This window comes from Janthinobacterium sp. LM6 (assembly GCF_002002885.1).
Taxonomy (GTDB): domain Bacteria; phylum Pseudomonadota; class Gammaproteobacteria; order Burkholderiales; family Burkholderiaceae_D; genus Janthinobacterium; species Janthinobacterium kumbetense.
On sequence record NZ_CP019510.1, the window covers coordinates 910,335 to 930,106 of the forward strand.

General features: G+C 64.0%; 15 protein-coding genes. 7 read left to right on the forward strand and 8 right to left on the reverse strand.

The features are described from left to right. Positions 1–47: 47 nt before the first annotated feature. Entirely contained in the window at positions 48–761 is a 714-nt protein-coding gene (gene queC, locus BZG29_RS04025; RefSeq protein ID WP_077399101.1) for a 7-cyano-7-deazaguanine synthase QueC, read from the forward strand. 102 nt (positions 762–863) lie between these two features. Continuing rightward, complete coding sequence (locus BZG29_RS04030) at positions 864–1,769, forward strand: sterol desaturase family protein (protein ID WP_077399104.1); 906 nt, start codon at positions 864–866, stop codon at positions 1,767–1,769. On the opposite strand, the gene BZG29_RS04035 is transcribed toward BZG29_RS04030, so the two are convergent. Continuing rightward, positions 1,753–2,436, reverse strand: a complete 684-nt coding sequence (locus BZG29_RS04035; protein WP_216350348.1) for an AraC family transcriptional regulator — start codon at positions 2,434–2,436, stop codon at positions 1,753–1,755. The genes BZG29_RS04030 and BZG29_RS04035 overlap by 17 nt on opposite strands. A gap of 261 nt (positions 2,437–2,697) precedes the next feature. On the opposite strand from BZG29_RS04035, the gene BZG29_RS04040 reads away from it, so the two are divergent. Then, positions 2,698–5,742, forward strand: coding sequence for a CHASE domain-containing protein (locus BZG29_RS04040; RefSeq protein ID WP_253192776.1), 3,045 nt, complete (start codon positions 2,698–2,700; stop codon positions 5,740–5,742). Here the strand turns inward: BZG29_RS04040 and BZG29_RS04045 are convergent, their stop codons facing one another. Continuing rightward, complete coding sequence (locus BZG29_RS04045; RefSeq protein ID WP_077399110.1) at positions 5,743–6,123, reverse strand: hypothetical protein; 381 nt, start codon at positions 6,121–6,123, stop codon at positions 5,743–5,745. A 268-nt stretch (positions 6,124–6,391) separates the two neighbouring features. Between BZG29_RS04045 and BZG29_RS04050 the strand changes: the two genes are divergently transcribed. Together BZG29_RS04050 and BZG29_RS04055 are read left to right on the forward strand one after the other, a co-directional pair. Then, positions 6,392–6,571: a hypothetical protein gene (locus BZG29_RS04050; protein ID WP_077399114.1), complete on the forward strand. Its 180-nt coding sequence runs from the start codon at positions 6,392–6,394 to the stop codon at positions 6,569–6,571. Between the two features lie 121 nt (positions 6,572–6,692). Then, on the forward strand, positions 6,693–7,202 hold the full coding sequence (locus BZG29_RS04055; RefSeq protein WP_077399117.1) for a hypothetical protein: 510 nt from the start codon (positions 6,693–6,695) through the stop codon (positions 7,200–7,202). A 32-nt stretch (positions 7,203–7,234) separates the two neighbouring features. Here the strand turns inward: BZG29_RS04055 and BZG29_RS04060 are convergent, their stop codons facing one another. From BZG29_RS04060 to BZG29_RS04080, 5 genes are all read right to left on the reverse strand, one after another. Continuing rightward, entirely contained in the window at positions 7,235–10,417 is a 3,183-nt protein-coding gene (locus tag BZG29_RS04060) for a CusA/CzcA family heavy metal efflux RND transporter (protein ID WP_077399120.1), read from the reverse strand. Between the two features lie 24 nt (positions 10,418–10,441). Continuing rightward, the gene (locus BZG29_RS04065) at positions 10,442–11,647 is read right to left on the reverse strand and encodes an efflux RND transporter periplasmic adaptor subunit (protein ID WP_077399123.1); all 1,206 of its coding nucleotides are present in this window, start codon (positions 11,645–11,647) and stop codon (positions 10,442–10,444) included. A gap of 13 nt (positions 11,648–11,660) precedes the next feature. Beyond that, positions 11,661–12,899, reverse strand: a complete 1,239-nt coding sequence (locus BZG29_RS04070; RefSeq protein ID WP_150130797.1) for a TolC family protein — start codon at positions 12,897–12,899, stop codon at positions 11,661–11,663. Between the two features lie 106 nt (positions 12,900–13,005). After that, positions 13,006–13,368 carry a cation efflux protein, CzcI family gene (czcI, locus tag BZG29_RS04075; RefSeq protein WP_077399126.1) on the reverse strand — a complete coding sequence of 121 codons (363 nt, stop codon included), beginning with the start codon at positions 13,366–13,368 and terminating at the stop codon, positions 13,006–13,008. 29 nt (positions 13,369–13,397) lie between these two features. Then, entirely contained in the window at positions 13,398–14,945 is a 1,548-nt protein-coding gene (locus BZG29_RS04080; RefSeq protein ID WP_077399129.1) for a C13 family peptidase, read from the reverse strand. A gap of 185 nt (positions 14,946–15,130) precedes the next feature. Here BZG29_RS04080 and BZG29_RS04085 point away from each other — a divergent pair, with 185 nt between their 5' ends. Beyond that, entirely contained in the window at positions 15,131–17,074 is a 1,944-nt protein-coding gene (locus BZG29_RS04085) for a GAF domain-containing sensor histidine kinase (protein ID WP_077399132.1), read from the forward strand. Positions 17,075–17,327: 253 nt separating this feature from the next. Here BZG29_RS04085 and BZG29_RS04090 read toward each other — a convergent pair whose 3' ends face one another. Further along, a complete protein-coding gene (locus BZG29_RS04090) occupies positions 17,328–18,833 on the reverse strand; it encodes a DUF3369 domain-containing protein (protein WP_077399135.1) in 1,506 nt (501 codons plus the stop codon). Between the two features lie 435 nt (positions 18,834–19,268). Between BZG29_RS04090 and BZG29_RS04095 the strand changes: the two genes are divergently transcribed. After that, positions 19,269–19,772, forward strand: a complete 504-nt coding sequence (locus BZG29_RS04095; RefSeq protein WP_077399138.1) for a DUF3016 domain-containing protein — start codon at positions 19,269–19,271, stop codon at positions 19,770–19,772.

Here is a 19,772-nt window from a genome sequence, read left to right on the forward strand (position 1 = left end):
GTTTCCCCGCGCACTATTGGACAGAATAAAACTCAAAGAAAGAAATTATGCTAGCAACGGACTCCGCACTGGTGCTCTTTAGCGGTGGACAAGATTCCACCACCTGCCTGGCCTGGGCCTTGAAACACTATAGCCGCGTGGAAACCATCGGCTTTGACTATGGACAGCGCCATGCGATCGAGCTGACCGTGCGTCCCGGCGTGCTGGAACAGATGCGCCGGCAGTCGCCCGAGTGGGACAGCCGCCTGGGCCAGGATCACATGATCGATCTGTCCCTGATTTCCGCCATTTCCGATACGGCCATGACGCAGAACGTCGAGATCGTCATGCAGGAAAACGGCTTGCCGAACACTTTTGTTCCTGGACGCAACTTGCTGTTCATGACGGTGGCCGCCACCGTGGCCTACCGCCGCGGCTTGACGGTGCTGGTCGGCGGCATGTGCGAAACGGATTTTTCCGGCTACCCGGATTGCCGCGACGATACGATGAAGGCCCTGCAAGTGGCCCTGAACCTGGGCATGGACACGCGATTGAAGCTGGAAACGCCGCTGATGTGGCTGGACAAGGCGCAAAGCTGGGACCTGGCGGAAGATTTGGGCGGCCAGCCGCTGGTCGACCTGATCCGCAGCGGCACGCATACGTGCTACCTGGGCGAGCGGGGGCAATTGCACGACTGGGGCTATGGCTGCGGCACCTGCCCCGCCTGCGCCCTGCGCGCGAACGGCTACCAGCAGTACGCGGCGAGGAAGGCTGCAAAGTAGGCGACGAAGCCGGCTGTCAAATAAGCAGTTTGCGCCGTTTCTTCAAGCGGCGCGGCACGGGTGCAAGCCATGCTGTGGTTTTTGCCACAGGAGTACCTTGCCATGAAATCCCTCTTTGCCGCGCTGTACGGCCCCGCGTTCTGGGCCGGCTTCATCGGCGCCGCCACCGTGCTGGTGGCGCTTTGTCAATTCTCCCTCTGGGTCTTGCCGCCGTTATTGCTGCTGGCCCTGCTCACATCCTTTCTGGCCGAGCGTTACCTGCCGTATGACGGCGCGTGGAACCACGAGCATGGCGACGGCTGGCGCGACATTGCGCACGCGCTCGTCAATGAAACGCTGTACTTGCTGGGCCTGGCCATCTTCCCCCTGCTGGCCGGGCACCTGGCGCTGGGGCCGTTCTGGCCAGTCCAGCTGCCGTTCTGGGCGCAGCTGCTGCTGGCCATCCTCATCGCGGACTGCGGCATCACGCTCGTGCATTACCTGAGCCACCGCTATTATTTTCTGTGGAAACTGCATGCCGTGCACCATAGCGTGACGCGCCTGTACGGTTTCAATGGCTGGATGAAGCACCCGCTGCACCTGCTGCTGGAAGCGGCGGGCGGCATGCTGCCCTTGTTGCTGCTGGGCATACCGGAGCGTGTCATGGCCGTGCTGGCGTTTGCCGTGGCGATCCAGCTGCTGCTGCAGCACGCGAATGTGGACATGCGCATGGGGCCATTGCGCCACGTGTTTGCCTGGGCGCCATTGCACCGTTTTCATCACATGAAATACGGCACGGCCGGCGACGTGAATTTCGGCCTGTTCTTTACCTGCTGGGACCGCTTGCTGGGCACGCGTTTCGACGCGCCCGGCTACCGCATGCGGGGCGAGGATCTGGGCATCGGCAGCCGTCCCGATTACCCGGCCGCGTACGGGGCGCAACTGCTGGAACCATTCCGCGCGGAAGAGGGCGTGCGCGCGCCCGAGCTGCCGGCCGGCTTGAAGCATGCGCTCAATCGAGCAGCGTGACCTTGAGCTGGCGCAAGCTGCGGTCGGCGCGCACGCCGAACAGGCTGCGCATGGTGCGCGAAAAATGCGCGGCATCGGCAAAGCCGGCGCCGTGGGCCGCTTCCGTCAGGGTGCTGCCGAGCAAGATGAAACGGATGGCCAGGCGCAGGCGGCGCCACAGCACCAGCCGCCGCACGGGCAAGCCCAGCTGGGCGCTGAACAGGCGTTCCAGCTGGCTCAGCGACAAATGCGCGGCTTCGGCCACGGCGGCCGCGCTGACCTTGCCTGACAACAATACGTCGACCTGGTCCAGCGCACGCTGCATGCGCGCGTCGGCCAGGATTTCGCGCGGCTGCGCCTGCAGCGCGGCAGCCAGCTTGTCCAGGCTGGGCACGCCTGCGCCGCCGGCGGCCGCCAGCAAGGCCGCGCCGCTCAGGCGCTGCGGTTCCGCATAGATGGTCAGCAGGGGCGCCGGCGCGCTCAGGATGGCATGCGGACGCAGGCTGTCGACCAGCAAGTGCCGCGTCGTGTGGACGATGCCGTCGAGTTCGGCCGTGAAAGGCGCCCCGGTGCTCAGCATCAACTGGTGCGCATAGTGGGCGTGGCTGGCCGTGGCGCCCGCCGCGCCATGCAAGATGGCGAAGTCCGGCGCAAGCCAGAGTGTTCCCTGCCAGCTATCCTGTTGCAAACGCGACTCCCGGGTGATGGATTGCGGGGCGATCATACCAGCGGGTGGTGGATTGTTTTCACGGCATCGAATTTTCCTGGAGTACACATCATTGCATTGGCGAAATATGTGATTTTTTTAATACAATATTCAGCATTGCAAGGCCGCCCGCTGTAACGTACTATCATTCTCATCGACTACCGATGGTAATCGTGCAGCCCGCCGCCAGCCATGTCGCTGGCCGTGAAGCGGTTTGATATCCGTTCTGCTTGTCATCCTGTCATGCCTACACGCGCGTCTACGTCGTGGTTTGCTGGGCCAGTGTCGCACTGGGTGGGACCGCGCGTGCTGGCCGCGCTGGTGCTGGCGCTGTGCCTGGGATTGACGTATGGCGCCTGGCGCAATGCCCACGATGCCAGCGAACAGCAGGTGCGGGCCGATTTCGATTTCCGCGTGCACGAACTGGTCAACAACATCGCCAGCCGCATGCAGACCTATATCCAGGTGCTGCACGGGGTGCAGGGACTGTATGCCAGTTCGCAGGAAGTCACGCGCCGCGAATTCCATGCCTACCTGGCGGTGCAGCAGGTGGACCGCCACTTTCCCGGCATCCATGGCATCGGCTACCTGCCGCTCTTGTCCGGCGCCGCCCTGGCGCGGCACGAAGCGAGCGTGCGCGCGGAAGGCTATCCCGGCTATGCCGTGCGTCCGCACGGCCAGCGCGCCTGGCATGCACCGATCACCTATCTGGAACCTTTGAGCGAAAGCAACCTGCTGGCCTTCGGCTACGACATCGGCTCCGAGCCCGTGCGCCGCGCCGCGCTCGAACAGGCGCGAGACACGGGGCAAGCCGCCATGACGGGCAAGATCCACCTGGTGCAGGATGGCGGCAGCGCCCAGTCGCATGGTTTTCTCGTCGTGCTGCCCGTGTATGAGAATAGCTTGCTGCATGGCAGCGTGGAGCAGCGGCGCGCCGCCTTGCGCGCCTGGGTCTTTGCGCCATTTCGCATGGGCGACCTGATGGCTGGCGTGGGCGGCGAGAGCGCGCGCCAGCTGGACCTGGAAATCTATGATGGCGCGCAACTGGCCGAGGCGGCCCTGATGTATGACAGCTTGCCGGGCGCCTTGTCGTCTGCCGCGTCGGACAGCCTGGTGGCGCAGGAAGCGATCACCATCGCCGGCCATGCGTGGACCTTGCGCGTGCGCGCCATGCCCGGTTTCGATGGCGAACTGCTGGCGCGGCCCCGCCTGGTGGCCTTGACCGGCTTGCTGGCCAGCATCGTGCTGGCGCTGACAGCCTGGCTGCTGGCGGCGGGCCGCGCCCGTGCCCAGGCGGCGCTGGCGCGTTCGAGCGAACTGACCGGCCAGCTGGAGCAGGGGCAGGCGAGCGTGCTGGCGATGGCCGAGGCAGCTCAGCGCAGCCAGGCCATGCTGCGGAGCATCCTCGATTCGACCATCGACGGCATTCTGGTCGACAACATCGATGGCCGCATCTTCACGTCGAACCGGCGCTTCCGCGACCTGTGGCAAGTGCCCGACGCGCTCGACTGGCAAGCCGATGGCGCGGCGCTGGTGCGCCATGTGGAAAGCCAGCTGGAGCAGGCGGCGCCTTTCCTCGGGGCACGCGCCCACGCGCCGCACGGCCACCGCGAGCGGCGCGACGTGCTGCACCTGCGCGATGGACGGGTGGTCGAGCAATATGTGCGCAGCATGCAGCTGGGCAATGAGCAGGCGCGCTTGTGGACCTTCCGCGATATCAGCGAGCGCAGCCAGATGGAACGGCGCGAGCATACGCGTCGGCAAGTGCTGGAAATGCTGGCCACGGGCGCGCCGCTGGAACGGGTGCTGGAAAGCGTGGTGCTCAGCGTGCAAGCGGACCATCCCGCCATGCTGTGCAGCATCTTGCTGCTCGATGAAAGCCGCCACCGCCTGGTGCTGGGCGCCGCGCCGGGCTTGCCTGCGTTTTTCAACGTGGCCAGCCATGGCCATGACCTCGACACCCTGCAGGGCGTGCATGGCATCGCCGCGCAAGCGCTGCGCGACGACCTGCGCGTGATCGTCGGCGACTTGCACGCCGTTGCCGATGCGCAAGAGACGATGGAACTGGCGTGGCGGGCCCAGCTGCAATCGTGCTGGGCCGAGCCCGTGCGTGGCGGCTCGGGCAAGCTGCTGGGCGTGCTGATGGCGTATCACCGCCAGCCGACGTTACCGGGCGCGGCGCACCTGGCGCGGCTGAGCGAGGCGGCGCACCTGGCCGGCATGGCCATCGAGCAGGCGCAGGTGGCGCTGGCCCTGCGCGCCGGCGAAGCGCGTTTCCGCAGCCTGTACGACCATGCGCCCGTGGCCCTGTGGGAACAGGACTGGTCGGCCGTGCGCGCCGCGCTCGATGCGCTTGAACAAGCGGGCGTGCGCGACCTGGGCGCCCACTTCCAGGCCCATCCGGATGTGCTGCAGCGTCTGGCGGGGCTGGTGCGCATCATCGATGCGAACGGCGCCGCGCTGGCGCAGGTGCGCGCCAACGAGGATGACCAGCGCCGCGGCGCGCTGGGCCTGGCGCAGAATTTCGACGACAGCGCCTTGCCGCGCTTTGGCGATGCGCTGCTGGCGCTGGCTGGCGGCGCCCACCTGTACGAGTGCGAGAGCAGCTTCGTGCGTCTCGATGGTGCGGCGCGGCAAAATGAATTGAGCTTGCTGGTGATGCCCGGCCATGCGGACAGCCTCGATTTCGTCATGGTGTCCTCGCTCGATATCACCGAGCGCAAGCGCATGAATGCGGAACTGCTGCAACTGGCCACCACGGATTTTTTGACCGGCTTGCCGAACCGGCGCCACTTCATGGCGGCGCTGGAAAACGAGCATGCGCGGCTGCAGCGCGAGCTGGCCAGCTGCGCCAGCGTGCTGATGCTCGACATCGATCACTTCAAGCGCGTCAACGACGAGTATGGCCACGCGGTGGGCGATGCCGTGCTGCGCCACCTGGGAGCGCTGATGTGTCAGGCGCTGCGCAAGGTCGACGTGCCGGGCCGCGTGGGCGGCGAGGAATTCGCCATCTTGCTGCCTGGCACGGATCTGAGCGCCGCCGCCGTGTTTGCCGAACGGCTGCGCCGGCGCGTGGCGGAAAGTTCGCTGACCATCGATGGCGGCATTGTGATCACCATCACGGTGAGCATCGGCATGGCCGCCATGGCCGGCACGGATGCCGATTGCGACGCCGTGCTGGCGCGCGCCGACGAGGCGCTGTACCGGGCCAAGCGGGGCGGGCGCAACCGCATCGAACAGAATGACGGCGGCGGCGACGGCGTGCTCAGCAAGTTCATGGCGCAGTGATTACAGGCTGTGCTGACGCGCTTGCGCCTGCTTGTGCTTGCGGCTGACGATCAGCCAGACGATGGCAACCGGAATCAGCAGCGGCAGCAGCACGGGCGTGCTCAATGCCAGCGCCAGTACCACGCAGAGCGCCACCACCGCGATCAGCACCACGCCCACGCCGGCCAGGACGACTCCGGTGATGACGGCGGCGCACACCACCGCAATGGCGGCGATCAGCAAGCCGCCGCCGGCAAACACCAGGCCGAACAGCCACTCCAGCGGCCCGTCGACATCGTCGCCGTTGAACTGCATGTGCATGTCGCTGCCACTGCCGCTGATCTTGTCGAGGAACAGGCAGGCGAGCATGACGATGAGGACGAAGGTGAGCAGTTTTTTCATGATAAGCCTCGGTGTGTGGGTGATGGGGTATTGCATGCTCACACTGTAGGGGCGCGCCCGGCTGGCCGCCAGCGGCGTGCGACAGGCCGTCATTTTCACGGTATGGAAGGTGCTGGAGGCGAGAAAACGCTGATCTGGAACAAGATTTCTTTTCTTGTAATGCGCGCAAGCCGTCCTATACTGAATACCTCAGTCTCGCAAGGAGGGCAACATGCTTTTGTTTGCAGATACCGGGGATCAATCGCTATCCCCCCCTGACCATCGCATCATGCGCCAGCGTAGCGCCACGCAATCCTGCGCCGAGCCCGTCGGTGCGCCATCGGCGATACCGCCGATCATCATCAACCCCTTCAATTACCATGCGCCGCTGCCGGCCATCGACCCGCGCTGGGTACCGCCAGGTCCGCCGCTGACCTGGCCCAACCGGCCTGCCATGTCCATGTGCTGACAGTTGTCTGGGCAGATGCCGGACGGAAGCGTTGAACGTTCACCCATGCCGTCGGCAAGGCGGCACGGGCGGGCGTTTTCGACTATCATGCTAGCCCCGACCTTCCATCACGAGCACCGCCATGAGTACCGATTTTCCCGATTTTTCCGACGAAGCAGCCGAGCAGGACAATGACGCCCCGATCCAGGAGCCGCGCCTGTGGGTAGGCAATGGCTGGACGGCGCGCGTGATCAAGAACGAGGAAGATGAAGGCTGGGCCGTGGCCATGATCAAGGATGGCGAACCGGAGCCAGCGCTGGTGGGCCCGTGGACCATGGGCCGCGACAAGAAAAACCCGAAGCCGCTCGACGTCAACGCCTTCAATACCCTGGTGAAGACGGCGTCGGAAGTGCTGCGCCGCCACGAGCAGCAGCTGCATGCGCAATTGCACAAGAACCTGTTCGTCGCCACCGACGAAGGGCAGATCAAGGTGATGTTCGACATCGTGCCCGATGAAGACCACCCGTACGCGGAACTGAGCGCCTACGACGCCGACGGCGAGCAGATCGCCAAGGTACGCACCTCGGCCGCGTTCAAGTTCAATGCGACATCCGCCGCGAACTGGATCGAAGGCGGCTACCGCCGGCCATGATAGGCCGATTGCGGTAGCGCGCGTTCCTGTCTCTATTTACTCAGCTGTACTGCCGCGCCTTCGGGCGCGGCTTGCATTTCCGCCTTGTCTTCCTTGCGGTAGGCCAGCCGGTACAGCAGCGGCAGCACCAGCAGGGTCAGGGCCGTCGACGATAAAATGCCGCCGATCACCACGGTGGCCAGCGGACGCTGCACTTCGGCCCCCGTGCCTGTGGCAATGGCCATCGGCACGAAACCCAGCGACGCCACCAGCGCAGTCATCAAGACGGGCCGCAAGCGCGTGATGGCCCCCTCGCGTATCGCCTCCTGCAAGGGCATGCCCTGTTCGCGCAGCTGGCGGATGTAGGCGATCATCACCAGGCCGTTCAGCACGGCCACGCCGGACAGGGCGATGAAGCCCACGGCCGCCGAGATCGACATGGGAATGTCGCGCAGCCACAGGGCGACGATGCCGCCTGTCAAGGCGAACGGGATGCCGCTGAAGACCAATAAGCCATCCTTCACGTTGCCGAACATGGCGAACAGCAACACAAACACCAGCGCCAGCGCCACGGGCACCACCAGTTCCAGGCGTTTCGTGGCCGACTGCAGCTGCTCGAACTGGCCGCCCCAGCTGGTCCAGTAGCCGGCCGGAATGGCCACCTGCGATTGCAACTGCTGCGTGGCGTCGGCTACGAACGAGCCGATATCGCGTCCGCGCACATTCGCGCTGATGACGATGCGGCGCTTGCCGTCTTCGCGGCTGATCTGGTTCGGTCCCGGCGCCACTTGCAGGCTGGCCACTTCACCGAGCGGGATGAAGCGCGCGCGGCCTTCCGCCGCCGCGCCCAGGGGCAGGGCGATGGGCAGGCGCTTTAATTGCTCCAGGTCGCTGCGCAGGCTGTCGGGCAGGCGCACGACGATGTCGAAGCGGCGGTCGCCCTGGAACAGGGTGCCCGCCTCTTGCCCGCCGATGGCCGTGGCGATCGCCGCTTGCACGTCGGCAATGTTGAGGCCGTAGCGCGCCGTCTGCTCGCGGTCGATCTGCACCGTCAGCATGGGCAGCCCCGTGGTCTGCTCGACTTTTACCTCTGTCGCGCCCGGTATCTTGCCCAGCACGCCGGCGATCTTTGCCGCCGTGCTGTCGAGGACAAGCATGTCGTCGCCGAACAGTTTCACGGCCACGTCGCTGCGCACGCCGGAAATCAGTTCATTGAAGCGCAGCTGGATCGGTTGCGAAAACTCGTAGTTGTTGCCCGGCAAGCTGGTAGCCGTCGCTTCGATTTCCGCCAGCAATTGCTCGCGCGTTTTTTTCGGTTCCGGCCACTCGCTGCGGGGCTTGAGCATGATGTAGCCGTCGGAAATATTCGGCGGCATCGGGTCAGAGGCGATCTCGGCCGTTCCCGTGCGGGCGAAGACGCGCGCGATTTCCTTGTGGTTTTTCATGAGCTTGCTTTCCAGCTGTTGCTGCATGGCCAGCGACTGGCTCAGGCTGGTGCCGGGGATGCGCAAGGCCTGGATGGCGATGTCGCCCTCGTTCAGGCTGGGCACAAACTCGCTGCCCATGCGCGTGGCCAGCAAGCCGGACAGCACGACGGCTACCGCCGCGCCCGTCAGCACGACGGGCGTGTTGCGCATCACCTTGTCCAGCAGCGGCGCGTACCAGCGCTTGGCGGCGCGCATGATGGCGTTTTCCTTCTCCGCTACCTTGTCGCCGATAAACAGCGCCACGGCGGCCGGGATGAAGGTGATCGACAGCAGCATGGCACCCAGCAATGCAATCACTACCGTCAGGGCCATCGGCGTAAACATGCGGCCTTCCACGCCCGTCAGCGCGAAGATGGGCAGGTACACGACCATGATGATCAGCTGACCATACAGCAAGGGGCGGCGCGCCTCTTGCGATGCCGCAAACACTTCATGAAAACGTTCCTGCAAGGTCAACGGTCGTCCCAGTTTTTGCTGCGCATGGGCCAGGCGTCGCACGCAGTTTTCCACGATCACCACGGCGCCATCGATGATGATGCCGAAATCCAGCGCCCCCAGGCTCATCAGGTTGGCGCTCACATGGTATTGCACCATGCCCGTAAACGTGAACAGCATGGCCAGCGGAATCACCATGGCCGTGATGACGGCCGCTCGGATATTGCCGAGGAACAAAAACAAAATGGCGATCACCAGGACGGCGCCTTCCAGCAGGTTTTTCTTCACCGTATTGATCGCCTTGTCGACGAGCACCGTGCGGTCGTACACGGTGACGGCGTGCACGCCTTTCGGCAAGCTGCGGTTGATTTCGATCATCTTCTTGTCGACGGCTTGCGAGACGGCGCGGCTGTTCTGGCCGATCAGCATGAACACCGTGCCCAGCACCACTTCACGGCCGTTTTCCGTGGCCGCGCCCGTGCGCAGCTCGCGCCCCAGCACCACGTCGGCCACGTCGCGGATGCGGATGGCCACGCCCTGCACATTGGCGACGACGATGTTGCCGAGATCGTCCTTGGACGCCACCTGGCCCGGCGCGCGTATCAGCAGTTGCTCGCCCTGCCGTTCGATGTAGCCGGCGCCCACGTTGCTGTTGTTGCGCTCGAGCGCCGTCACCACGTCTTGCAGGCTGATGCCGTAGGCGGCCAGCTTTTCCGGGTAGGGCGCCACCTGATATTGCTTGGCGTAACCGCCGATGGCATTGATTTCCGTCACGCCCGTGACATTGCGCAACTGCGGCTTGATGATCCAGTCCTGGATTTCGCGCAAGTCCGTCGGCGTGTACGGCGTGCCGTCCGGCTTTTTCGCGCCCTCCTGCGTTTCCACCGTCCACAGGTAGATTTCGCCGAGGCCCGTGGAAACGGGACCCATCTTCGGTGTGATGCCGGCCGGCAAGCTTTCCTTCGCTTCCTGCAAGCGCTCGTTGATCATCTGGCGCGCAAAATAGATGTCCGTGCCATCCTTGAAGATCACGGTCACTTGCGACAAGCCATAGCGCGACAGCGAGCGCGTCTGTTCCAGGTTCGGCAAGCCGGCCATGGCCGTTTCGATGGGGAAAGTGACCCTTTGCTCGGTTTCCAGCGGCGAATAGCCGGCGGACTGGGTATTGATTTGCACCTGCACGTTGGTGATGTCGGGCACGGCGTCGATGGGCAGCTTCTGGTAGCTGTAGATGCCCAGGCCGGCCATGGCAGCCACGGCCAGCATCACCAGCCAGCGCTGCTCGATGGCAAAGCGGATCAAGCGTTCAAACATGATGGTTTCCTTTGTTTAACGTGATCAGTGTTCATGGCCGGCGGAATCCTTGCCCAGCTCGGATTTCAGGACAAAACTGCCTTGCGCCGCGTACGGCGTGCCGGCGGCCAGGCCCTGCTTGATGTGCGTCAAGGTGCCATCGCTGCGCCCCGGCACCACGGGCGTGGCCTGGTAGCCATCTTTTATTTGCACGAAGACGACGGGCTTGTCTTCCACCGTCTGGATGGCCGTGCTCTGCACGGTGACGGGCGCGTCCGCTTCGCCGGACACCACTTCCACCGTGACGAACAGCCCTGGGCGCCATGCCATGTCCGGGTTCTGCAAGCTGATGCGAGCTTTCGCCGTGCGCGTCTGTTCGCCCAGCAGCGCGCCCACATAGGTGATCGTGCCTTGCGCGCTGGCATCAAACGCGCTGGCTTTGACTTCCGCCTTGCCTCCCATGCGCACGGTGGCCAGATCTTTCGCCGGCACGGCGATTTCCGCCCACACGGTCGACAGGTCGGAAATGACGAAGATGTTCGCGTCTTCCTTGACGGCTTCGCCCAGGGTGATGTGTTTTTCCAACACCATGCCGTCGAACGGCGCGCGGATGTCGTAGCGGTTCAACGGCCCCTTGCTGGTGGAGTTGGCGCCCAGCGCGCTGAGCTTTTGCTGGGCGTTTTGCACGGCGATTTCCGCTTCGCGCCACGCTTGCTGCGCCTGCAGATAATCTTGCTCGGCCGAAATCTTCTCGCGCCACAGTTTTTCCTCGCGCTCATACGTGGAGCGGGCCAGCGATAGCCGCCGCTGCGCCGACAGCAGTTCGCTGCGCTGCTCCGACAGTTCCGTGCTGGCGATGACGGCCAGTACTTGCCCCTTTTTCACCAGCTGGCCCAGGTCGGCGTGCACGGCTTCCACCACGCCGGCCAGACGGGGCACGACGTGGGCCGTACGGTCTTCATTGAAGCGGATTTCGCCGGGCAAGGCGACGGTGGTCTTGATGCGGCCGGGCGCGGCCGTGGCGATGACGACGCCGGCCGCGCGGCTTTGCGCCGCCGTCAATTCCAGCTTGCCTTCCACTTCTTCGTGGCCGTGTTCGTCTTTCTTTTCAGCATGTGCTTCCACCTTGGCGGCGGTGGACGGCGCGGTCTTGGAATTGCCCGTGCCGAGGATGAGGATGGCCAGCACGATGCCGGCGGCCGCGATGGCGCCGATGGCGATCGCCTGTTTCTTGTCGAGTTTGATATTCATTGTCATGGATTCCTTACAGGGGAGCAGAGGCGCCAAGCAGGCGCTCGATCTCGGCGGCGGCATGCTGCGCTTCCGTCAGCGCGCGCAGGTATTGGTTTTTGGCTTGGAGCAAGGTGCGCTGGGCGTCGAGCACGTCGAGAAAGGCGAACTTGCCGAACTCGAAGCCCTTGCTGGCCGCGTCGTAGGCGCTCTGGGCGCCGGGCAAGATGTCCTGGCGCAAGCTTTCCACATCGAGCCGGGCCGTGGTCAGGCGTTCGCTGGCGGCGGCCACGGCCGTTTGCACGGCGATGCGGGCGGCAGCCAGTTCGTCGCTGGCCTTGTCGCTGCGGCGCAGGGCGTCGAGCTTGTTGCCCGCGTTGCGGTCGAACAGGGGCAGCGGCAGGGCCAGGCCGATGATGGCCTGGTTGCGGCCCAGCTCTTCCGAGCGCTTCATGCCGATGCTGACCGTGACGTCGGGCGTGGCACGCCGCTGTTCCACGTCCAGCATGGCTTGCCGCTGGGCCAGTGCGCTTTGCGCCTGGCGCACGGCAGGGGCTTGCTCCATGCGCGCTGCCAGTTCGCTGGCCGGGGGCAGCTCCGGCAAGGTTTCCAGGCGTCCCTCTGCCAGCGTGAAACGGGGCGCGGCATTGCCCCACAGGGCGGCCAGGCGCTGGCGGGCGCTGGCCAGGGTGCTGCGAGCCAGGTTCAGTTCCAGCCGCACGCTCGCTTCGGCGACCCTGGCGCGGGTTTCCTCGACGGGGGACGCCTTGCCGGCCGTGACCCGGCGCGCCGTAATGTCGCTGGCGCGCGCGGCCAGCGCCTGCGCGCTGTCGGCCAGGCGCAAGCCTTCCTGCGCCGCCAGCACATCGACAAAGGCGGAAGTGACGGCCGCGCGCGTGTCGGCTTGCTGTAGCGCAAGGCCCGCCTGCGCCAGGTCTGCGCCGCGCTGGGCGACGGCGGCGCGCGCACCGCGCTTGCCGCCCAGCTCGATGAGCTGGTTCAGCTGCACGGTGGTGCTGCGCGTGGCGCGCCGCGTGTCTTCCAGCACGGTTTGCAATTCCGGGTTGGGCAAGGCGCGCGCCTGCTGCAGGGCGCCGCCTTGCGCCGCCAGTTCATGGCGGGCGGCCGACAGGGTGGCGTTGCCGCCCTCCGCCAGGGCCAGCGCGGCGGGCAGGGTCAGGGGCGCGGCGGGTTCCACGCTAGATTGTGCGTGGGCAAAGTTGCCAGCCAGCAGGCCAGCAGAGAGTAGCAATAGATAAATGGATCGGTGCATCGAATTCTCCAAGGTATGGAAAAAGAATTCGACGGGACGCGCAGGCCTGCGCCCGGATTATTTCAGGGCGCGCATTGCGTTATGACAAAGGGGACGTCCCGTCGGCCTAGATGGCCGACGACCAGTCGGGGCGCTTGGGAGCGTCCGGGATGTGGGAAGCGTAAAAGAAGGGGGCGGTGTCCGCGTTCACGGACGCCATGTCGCCGATGGGCAGGCTGGAACCGGCCGGCAGCCACGCATGGCCGATGCCATGGCAGACGTTGCAGTCGCTGTGCGGCTGGCCCTTGGATTGCTTGTCAGCCTTGTCGGCCACGGGTTTCTTGTCCGCATCCGCCTTGTGCTGGTGGCTGTGGTGGCCCAGGTGCTGCGCCGCCTTGCCTTCCTCGTGCAGGCAATACGCGCTCGCCGCGGCCCAGGACATCTGGAGCGGAAGCACGAACAGCAGCAAAATGAGGAAGAATTTACGCATGGTGACGGCTATTGTACAGAAAGTAGCGCTTAGCGTGGCTGGGCGCGCCACGCCTTCAATTGCGCGGCGATGGCCTTGCCCTGGAACAGTTGCGGCTCGGAATGCTCTTCCGCTTCCATGCCGCCTTCGCGGAAATCGGCCGCCTCGCGCGCCTGCACCAGCACTTTGGCCTTGTCGAACGCTTCCGTGAAGCTGCTGCTTTTCGGCAAGGCTTCCTTGAAATACGCTTCGCTGAAATACGTAAAATCGTTCTGGTCGTCGCAGCCGAACGAGGTGCGGTCGCTGCGCGCAGCCGTGATGATGAGGGTGTTGTCATCTTTCAAGGGGGCAATGAATCCGCCCGCATAGCAGGCCGAGATCACGATGACTTTCCAGCGGATACCGCTGTGCTTGAGCATGGACGCCAGTTCTTGCGCGGGCAGGCTGTGCAGGTCCATGCCGTTTTGCGCCAGCGCCAGTTCGTGCTCGGGCGAGCCGTGGCTGGTGAGAAACAGGAACAGGATGTCGTTGGCCTTGTCCATCTTCGCGCCCAGCGCATCGAGGCTGGCGGCGATGCTGGTGCGCGTGGCCATCGGCTGCTGCGCCACCGTGTTGCGGCTGTTGACGAGCATCAAGGAGCGGCCCACGGTGCCGTAATCGCGGTCGAACTGGCGTTGCACGAAGGCCGTTTCGCGGTGAAACACTTCCTGCGCGCCGTCGCCGGCCACGCCCAGCAAATACAGATTGATCTTTTTCGCCGGATCGCGCGGCGCGATGCGCGCCAGGGCGCCGTCGAGCAGGGTGGGCTGGTTGTACAGGGCCAGCTCGATATTGTCGCGCGTGAGCTTGTCTGCGGCCGGGTCGTCCAGCTGGCCTTCCGTCCAGTTGCCGCTGTCTTCGCGCCGGCCGTCCGCCTGCGCCACGGCGTAGCGCAGCACGCCCTGGCCGTCGAACTGGCCATTCTTGAAGCCGCCCCGGTATTCGTCGCCGTCGGCCGTGCGCAGCACGCCCTGGCCCTCGAATTTCCAGTCCTTCAGCTCGCCTTCGTAGTGGATGCCGTCGCTGGTGGTGACGGTGGCCTTGCCCTGCACCTGGCCCTGGACGAATTCGCCTTCGAAGACGGTGCCGTCCGTGTCGGTCAGCTTGCCGGCGCCATGCGGGCGCCAGTGCTTGAAATGGCCTTCGAAGGTGGCGCCGTCGGCGCCCTGGAAGCGGCCCACGCCCTCGAAGCTGCCCTTGACGAAGCTGCCCGTGTAAATTTCGCCCTTGGGCGAGGTGTAGCGGCCGAGGCCGTCGAAGGCGCCCTGGCGGAAGGCGCCCGTGTATTCGACGCCGGACGCCTGGCGCAGCTTGCCCTGGCCGGAAAACACGCCGCGCGCGAAGCCCCCTTCGTAAAACGCGCCGCTCGCGTATTCGAGCCGCCCCTGGCCGTGCATCTTGCCCGCGACGAGGGGGCCGAAATAGCGTCCGCCATCGGCCGTTTCCGCCGCCGGCGCCTTGGCTGGCGCGGCGCACAGCGGCGGCATGCCCAGCGCGGCAAAGGCCAGCAGGCCGGCGAGGGTGTAGGGGCGAAGCGAGGCGCGTAGCGTGGCAGTCATGAGGACGGTCTGGTCTGTAGGAAGGGGCCTAGTCTGCCACTGTATTGCCAGCGTGGCAAATGCGCGCGTGGCGTGTGTTGCTCTGCCTCAAGGCAAGATTCTGCGTTTTATGCCGTGCCAAGGCTGGGCTGAACTGATAATATTGATTTTCAGAACATATACTTGCACAAGGTACATAGTCACCCATGGAAAGCCGCCTCAGCCGCCTGGAAGCCGTTCAAACCGTGTTGCTGGAAATCGGGCAGCGCTCGAGCACCTGCAGCGATATCAGCGAATTCCTGCAGGCGGTGCATGCGGCGCTGGGGCGCATCATGTATGCGGCCAACTTTTACGTGGCGCTCAGCGACCGCGACGACGGCCTCGTGCGCTTTCCCTATTTTGTCGATGAATTCGACGCCGCGCCCGATCCGGACGAGGGCGTGCGCCTGGCCAGCGCGGCACAGTCGCCCACGGCCTGGGTCATCGTCAACCGCAAGCAGCTGGTGATGACGGCCGACGACGACGCCATGCGCGCCATCGGCGGCGGCGCCTGGGGCGGCGGCACGGCGGCCGAGCACTGGATCGGCTGTCCGCTGCTGGACCAGCAGCACCAGGTGCTGGGTGCCATCGTCATCCAGAGCTACGACGCCCAGCACCGCTTCAGCCTGGAAGACCAGGCCCTGTTCGCGCTGATCGCCACGCACGTGTCGAGCGCCCTGCAGGGCATGCAAAGCATGGACCGGCTGGAAAAGGCGGTGCAGGAGCGCACGGCCCTGCTGGCGCACGAGGTGGCCGAGCGCCGCCGGGCGGAAAACCTGCAGCATGCGCTGTATGAAATCGCCAACCTGTCGGCGCAGGCATCCGATGCGACGACCTTATATACGCGCCTGCACGCCATCATCAGCGAACTGGTGACGGCGAAGAATTTCCTCATCGCCCTGTACCACCCGGACAACAAGGACATCACGATCCCGTATTTCGTCGACGAGAAGGATGCGCAGGCGCCCGTGAAACGCTTTCATTACGGCATCGGCATGAGTTCCTATGTGCTGGCGCGCCGGCAAGCCTGCCTGCTCGATGCCGGCAGCTATGCGGCGCTGGTGGCCAGCGGCGAAATGGAAGAGCCGCTGGGCAATACCAGCATCGCCAGCTGGATGGGCGCGCCCATGCTGCTGGGCGACCGCAAATATGGCGTGATCATCGTGCAAAGCTATGACACGTCCGTCGTGTATGGCCAGGCGGAACTGGACGTGCTGGCCTTCATGGCCAGCCACGTGGCCGTGGCGATGGCGCGCATCCAGGCCGACAGCGCCATGCGCCGCGCCAAGGAAGCGCTGGAAGAGCAGAATGCGGCCCTGAACAGCGCCCTGAACGCCTTGCAGGAAGCGCAGTCGGAACTGGTGCGCCAGGAAAAGCTGGCCTCGCTGGGCCGGCTGGTGGCGGGCGTGGCGCATGAAATCAATACGCCGCTGGGCATATGCGTGACGGCCACCAGCCACCTGGTGCAGGAATTGAAGCTCACGCGCGAAGACCTGGAAGGCGGCCAGCTCGACGAAGATGGCTTGCGGCAATTTTTCGACATCATCGACCAGACCCTGCGCATCATGACGACGAACACGCAGCGCGCCGCGGCGCTGGTGCGCAGCTTCAAGCAGGTGGCCGTCGACCAGTCTTCGGACGAATTGCGCAGTTTTAACTTGCGCAAATATCTCGATGAAATATTGCTTTCATTGCAACCAAAGCTGAAGGGCAAGCCCGTCAAGGTGGAGATCGATTGCCCGCCCGAGGTGCAGCTGCGCAGCTATCCGGGCGCCGTCTCGCAGATCGTCACGAACATGGTGGTCAATTCACTCGTGCATGGTTTTGTCGAAGGCGAGCCGGGCAAGATCAAGATCAGCGTGCGCACGGCCGGCGAGATGCTGGAACTCGATTACAGCGACGACGGCATGGGGATGGACAGCGCCACCCTGGGCCAGCTGTTCGACCCCTTCTTCACGACCAAGCGCGGTTCCGGCGGCAGCGGCCTGGGTGCGCATATCCTGTACAACCTGGTGACGGGGCCGCTGGGCGGGACGGTGAAGGTGGTCAGTGCGCCGGGGATGGGCTTGCATTACAAGATACGCTTTCCGCTGGAGCCGAAGAGTGCTTGAAATTTGAAGCTTGAAAACGGCGGGCCGGAGACGCGGGCCTGAGAAAATGCCGATGGCGGCGTTGCGGCTCCTTGCCGTACATGCGTACTGTCTGCGTCGCCGCGCCTTGCCCTCGACATTTTTCAGGTCCGCTTGGCCCGGAACGCCCAAGTTGGGATCTTGGGCCGCAGCGTGGTTTACTGGTGTGCGTATTGCTCAGGGGTCAGATCCTCAGGGTCTGACTCCGGTATTGTACTTGGGTTCAATCTGGAGCCTAATCCGGGAAGCGTTGATTTAACGCAAGCGCTGCATCGAGATTCGCAATCAGCAATTCCACATACTGCGGGTCGAGGTGGCTGCCGCTCACTTCGCGCAGGTAGCTGACCACGCGCTCCAGGGGCCAGGCGTCCTTGTAGCAGCGCTTGTGCATGAGGGCGTCGAAGACGTCGGCGACGGCGGCGATGCGCGCGTATTTGTGGATGTTTTCGCCGACCAGGCCCTGCGGGTAGCCGCTGCCGTCGTATTTTTCATGATGCTGGTGGGCAATCACGGCGGCCGCCTTCAACAGCGGGCGCTGCGAGCCGTCGAGGATGGACATGCCCACCGTCGGATGCTGCTTCATGATTTCCCATTCGGCCGCGTCGAGCTTGCCGGGTTTGAGCAGCACCGCGTCGGGTGTGGAAATCTTGCCGATGTCATGCATGGGTGCCGCGTGGCGCAGCACCATGGTTTCCTCTTCCGACATGCCGGACGCCTGCGCCAGCAGCTGGCACACTTCGGCCATGCGGCGCACGTGGTTGCCCCCTTCGTGCGAGCGCGATTCGACCACGTCGCCCAGGCGCAGGATCAGTTCGGCCTGGGTATCGGTGATTTCCTGCGTCAGCAGGATGTTGTCGAAGGCGATCGCCACGCCCGAGCAGAAGACTTCCAGCAATTGCGCATCGAGGTCGGAAATCTCTTCCACGCCCTTCAATACCAGCAAGGACGCCTTGCCGCTGCTGTTCGGGAAATAGCCGACATAGGTGTCGCCGTGCAGGCGCGAGATCTTGTTGCTCTTGGCGTCGTCCAGCTGCGACAGCAGGGACGGGCTGAGGATGCCGTCGTCCGTGTCGCCGATCTGCGCGAGGATTTCATAATCCTGCTCGCCGGAAATGGCGCTGGCGCCGCGCAGGCGCAGCAGCATGCTCGTTTCCAGGCGCAGCAGGGCGACGACTTGCTGCAGCAGGCCGCTGGCGAAGTCGCGCAGGTTGCGCTGCTTGAAAATGTGCGCCGAGGCGGCGATGACGCGCTCGAGTCCCTCGCGGTAATGGAGCTGGGCCTGGCGCGCCTCTTCCACCTTCATGATGTCGCGGTAGGCGCGCAGGGCGGCAAAGGTGGTGGTGAACAGCTTGGTGCGGTCCAGTTCCGTCTTTTCCTTGTAGTCGTTGATGTCGTAGTTGACGATCACGCGTTCTTCCGGCGCCTGGCCCGGCTGGCCCGTGCGCAGCACGATGCGCGTAAACTGGTTGCCCAGGTCTTCGCGCATCCAGCGCGCCACTTCCAGGCCGCTGTCTTCGCGCTCCATCACTACGTCGAGAAACACCAGCGCGATGCCTGCTTCGCGCGCCAGCACCTGCTTGGCTTCGGCGCCGCTGTAGGCGTGCACGAAACTCAGGGCGCGGCCCTCGAGGCGAAAACGGCTCAGTGTCAGTTCGGTGATGTCATGGATGTCGGGTTCATCGTCGACGAGCAGGACTTTCCAGGGGGGTAACTTGGGCGATGCTGAAGACAAAAATGACATAAGGGCGAGTTCCGCTAAAAGGCATAACTGACGCAATACTGAGACGCCCGCGCCAGGCTTGCCTGTGCGCCACTACTGGCGTTGCGCGTTTTTCGGGCGCATTTTATCGATTGTAGACTGACAGCCAAGTATTAACAACAAGCAAGAATAATTGACTAAACTCATGCAACATGCATATCAAAAAAGCACTTTAAATCCACGCCGTCGACACTATGTATACTTTATCGCTTAGGCAACTATATTTTCAAGACAATACTTTGTTTTAATTAATATTGCCAATGAATCTGTAAAAAAATTGGTGGGACGAAGCTTGGTTCGTTACGCGGTGCAAGAAAAGTAACAATGTATTAGTTTCCCTTTAGAATGAAACGCATCGCGCTATATTGAGAAGTAAAAAATGGCCGGAGGCCATCCACATTCTTGAAAGGACTCATCATGAAAACGAAAACGACGCGTACCTTCATTGCTGGTCTTGCCTTGCTGGCGAGCACTGCCGCCTGGGCGGGCACGGAAGTGCATTTCACCAAGCCGGAACAATTCTCGGATGTGTCTTTCGATCGGACGGAGCGTGAAAAAGTCCTCAAGGACTTGGCGGCGCACTTCGCACAACGGGGAGAGGCGCTCAAGCCCGGGCTAACCCTGAAGATCGATGTGACGGATCTGGACATGGCTGGCCGTGAAAATCCCGCCATGCGCTCTGCGCAGGATTTCCGCGTGATGACCGGCCAGGCCGATTGGCCGCGCATACGCTTGCACTATGTGCTGGAGCAAGATGGCAAGGTCATCGGCAGCGCCGATGCAGCCCTGTCCGATATGTCCTATCTGACGCGCATCAATCGTTATTCCAGCGGCGACAAGCTGCGCTACGAGAAGCAGATGATCGATGACTGGTTTGCCAGCACGTTCGCCACGCAAGTGAAGAGTCCGGTACGCAAATGA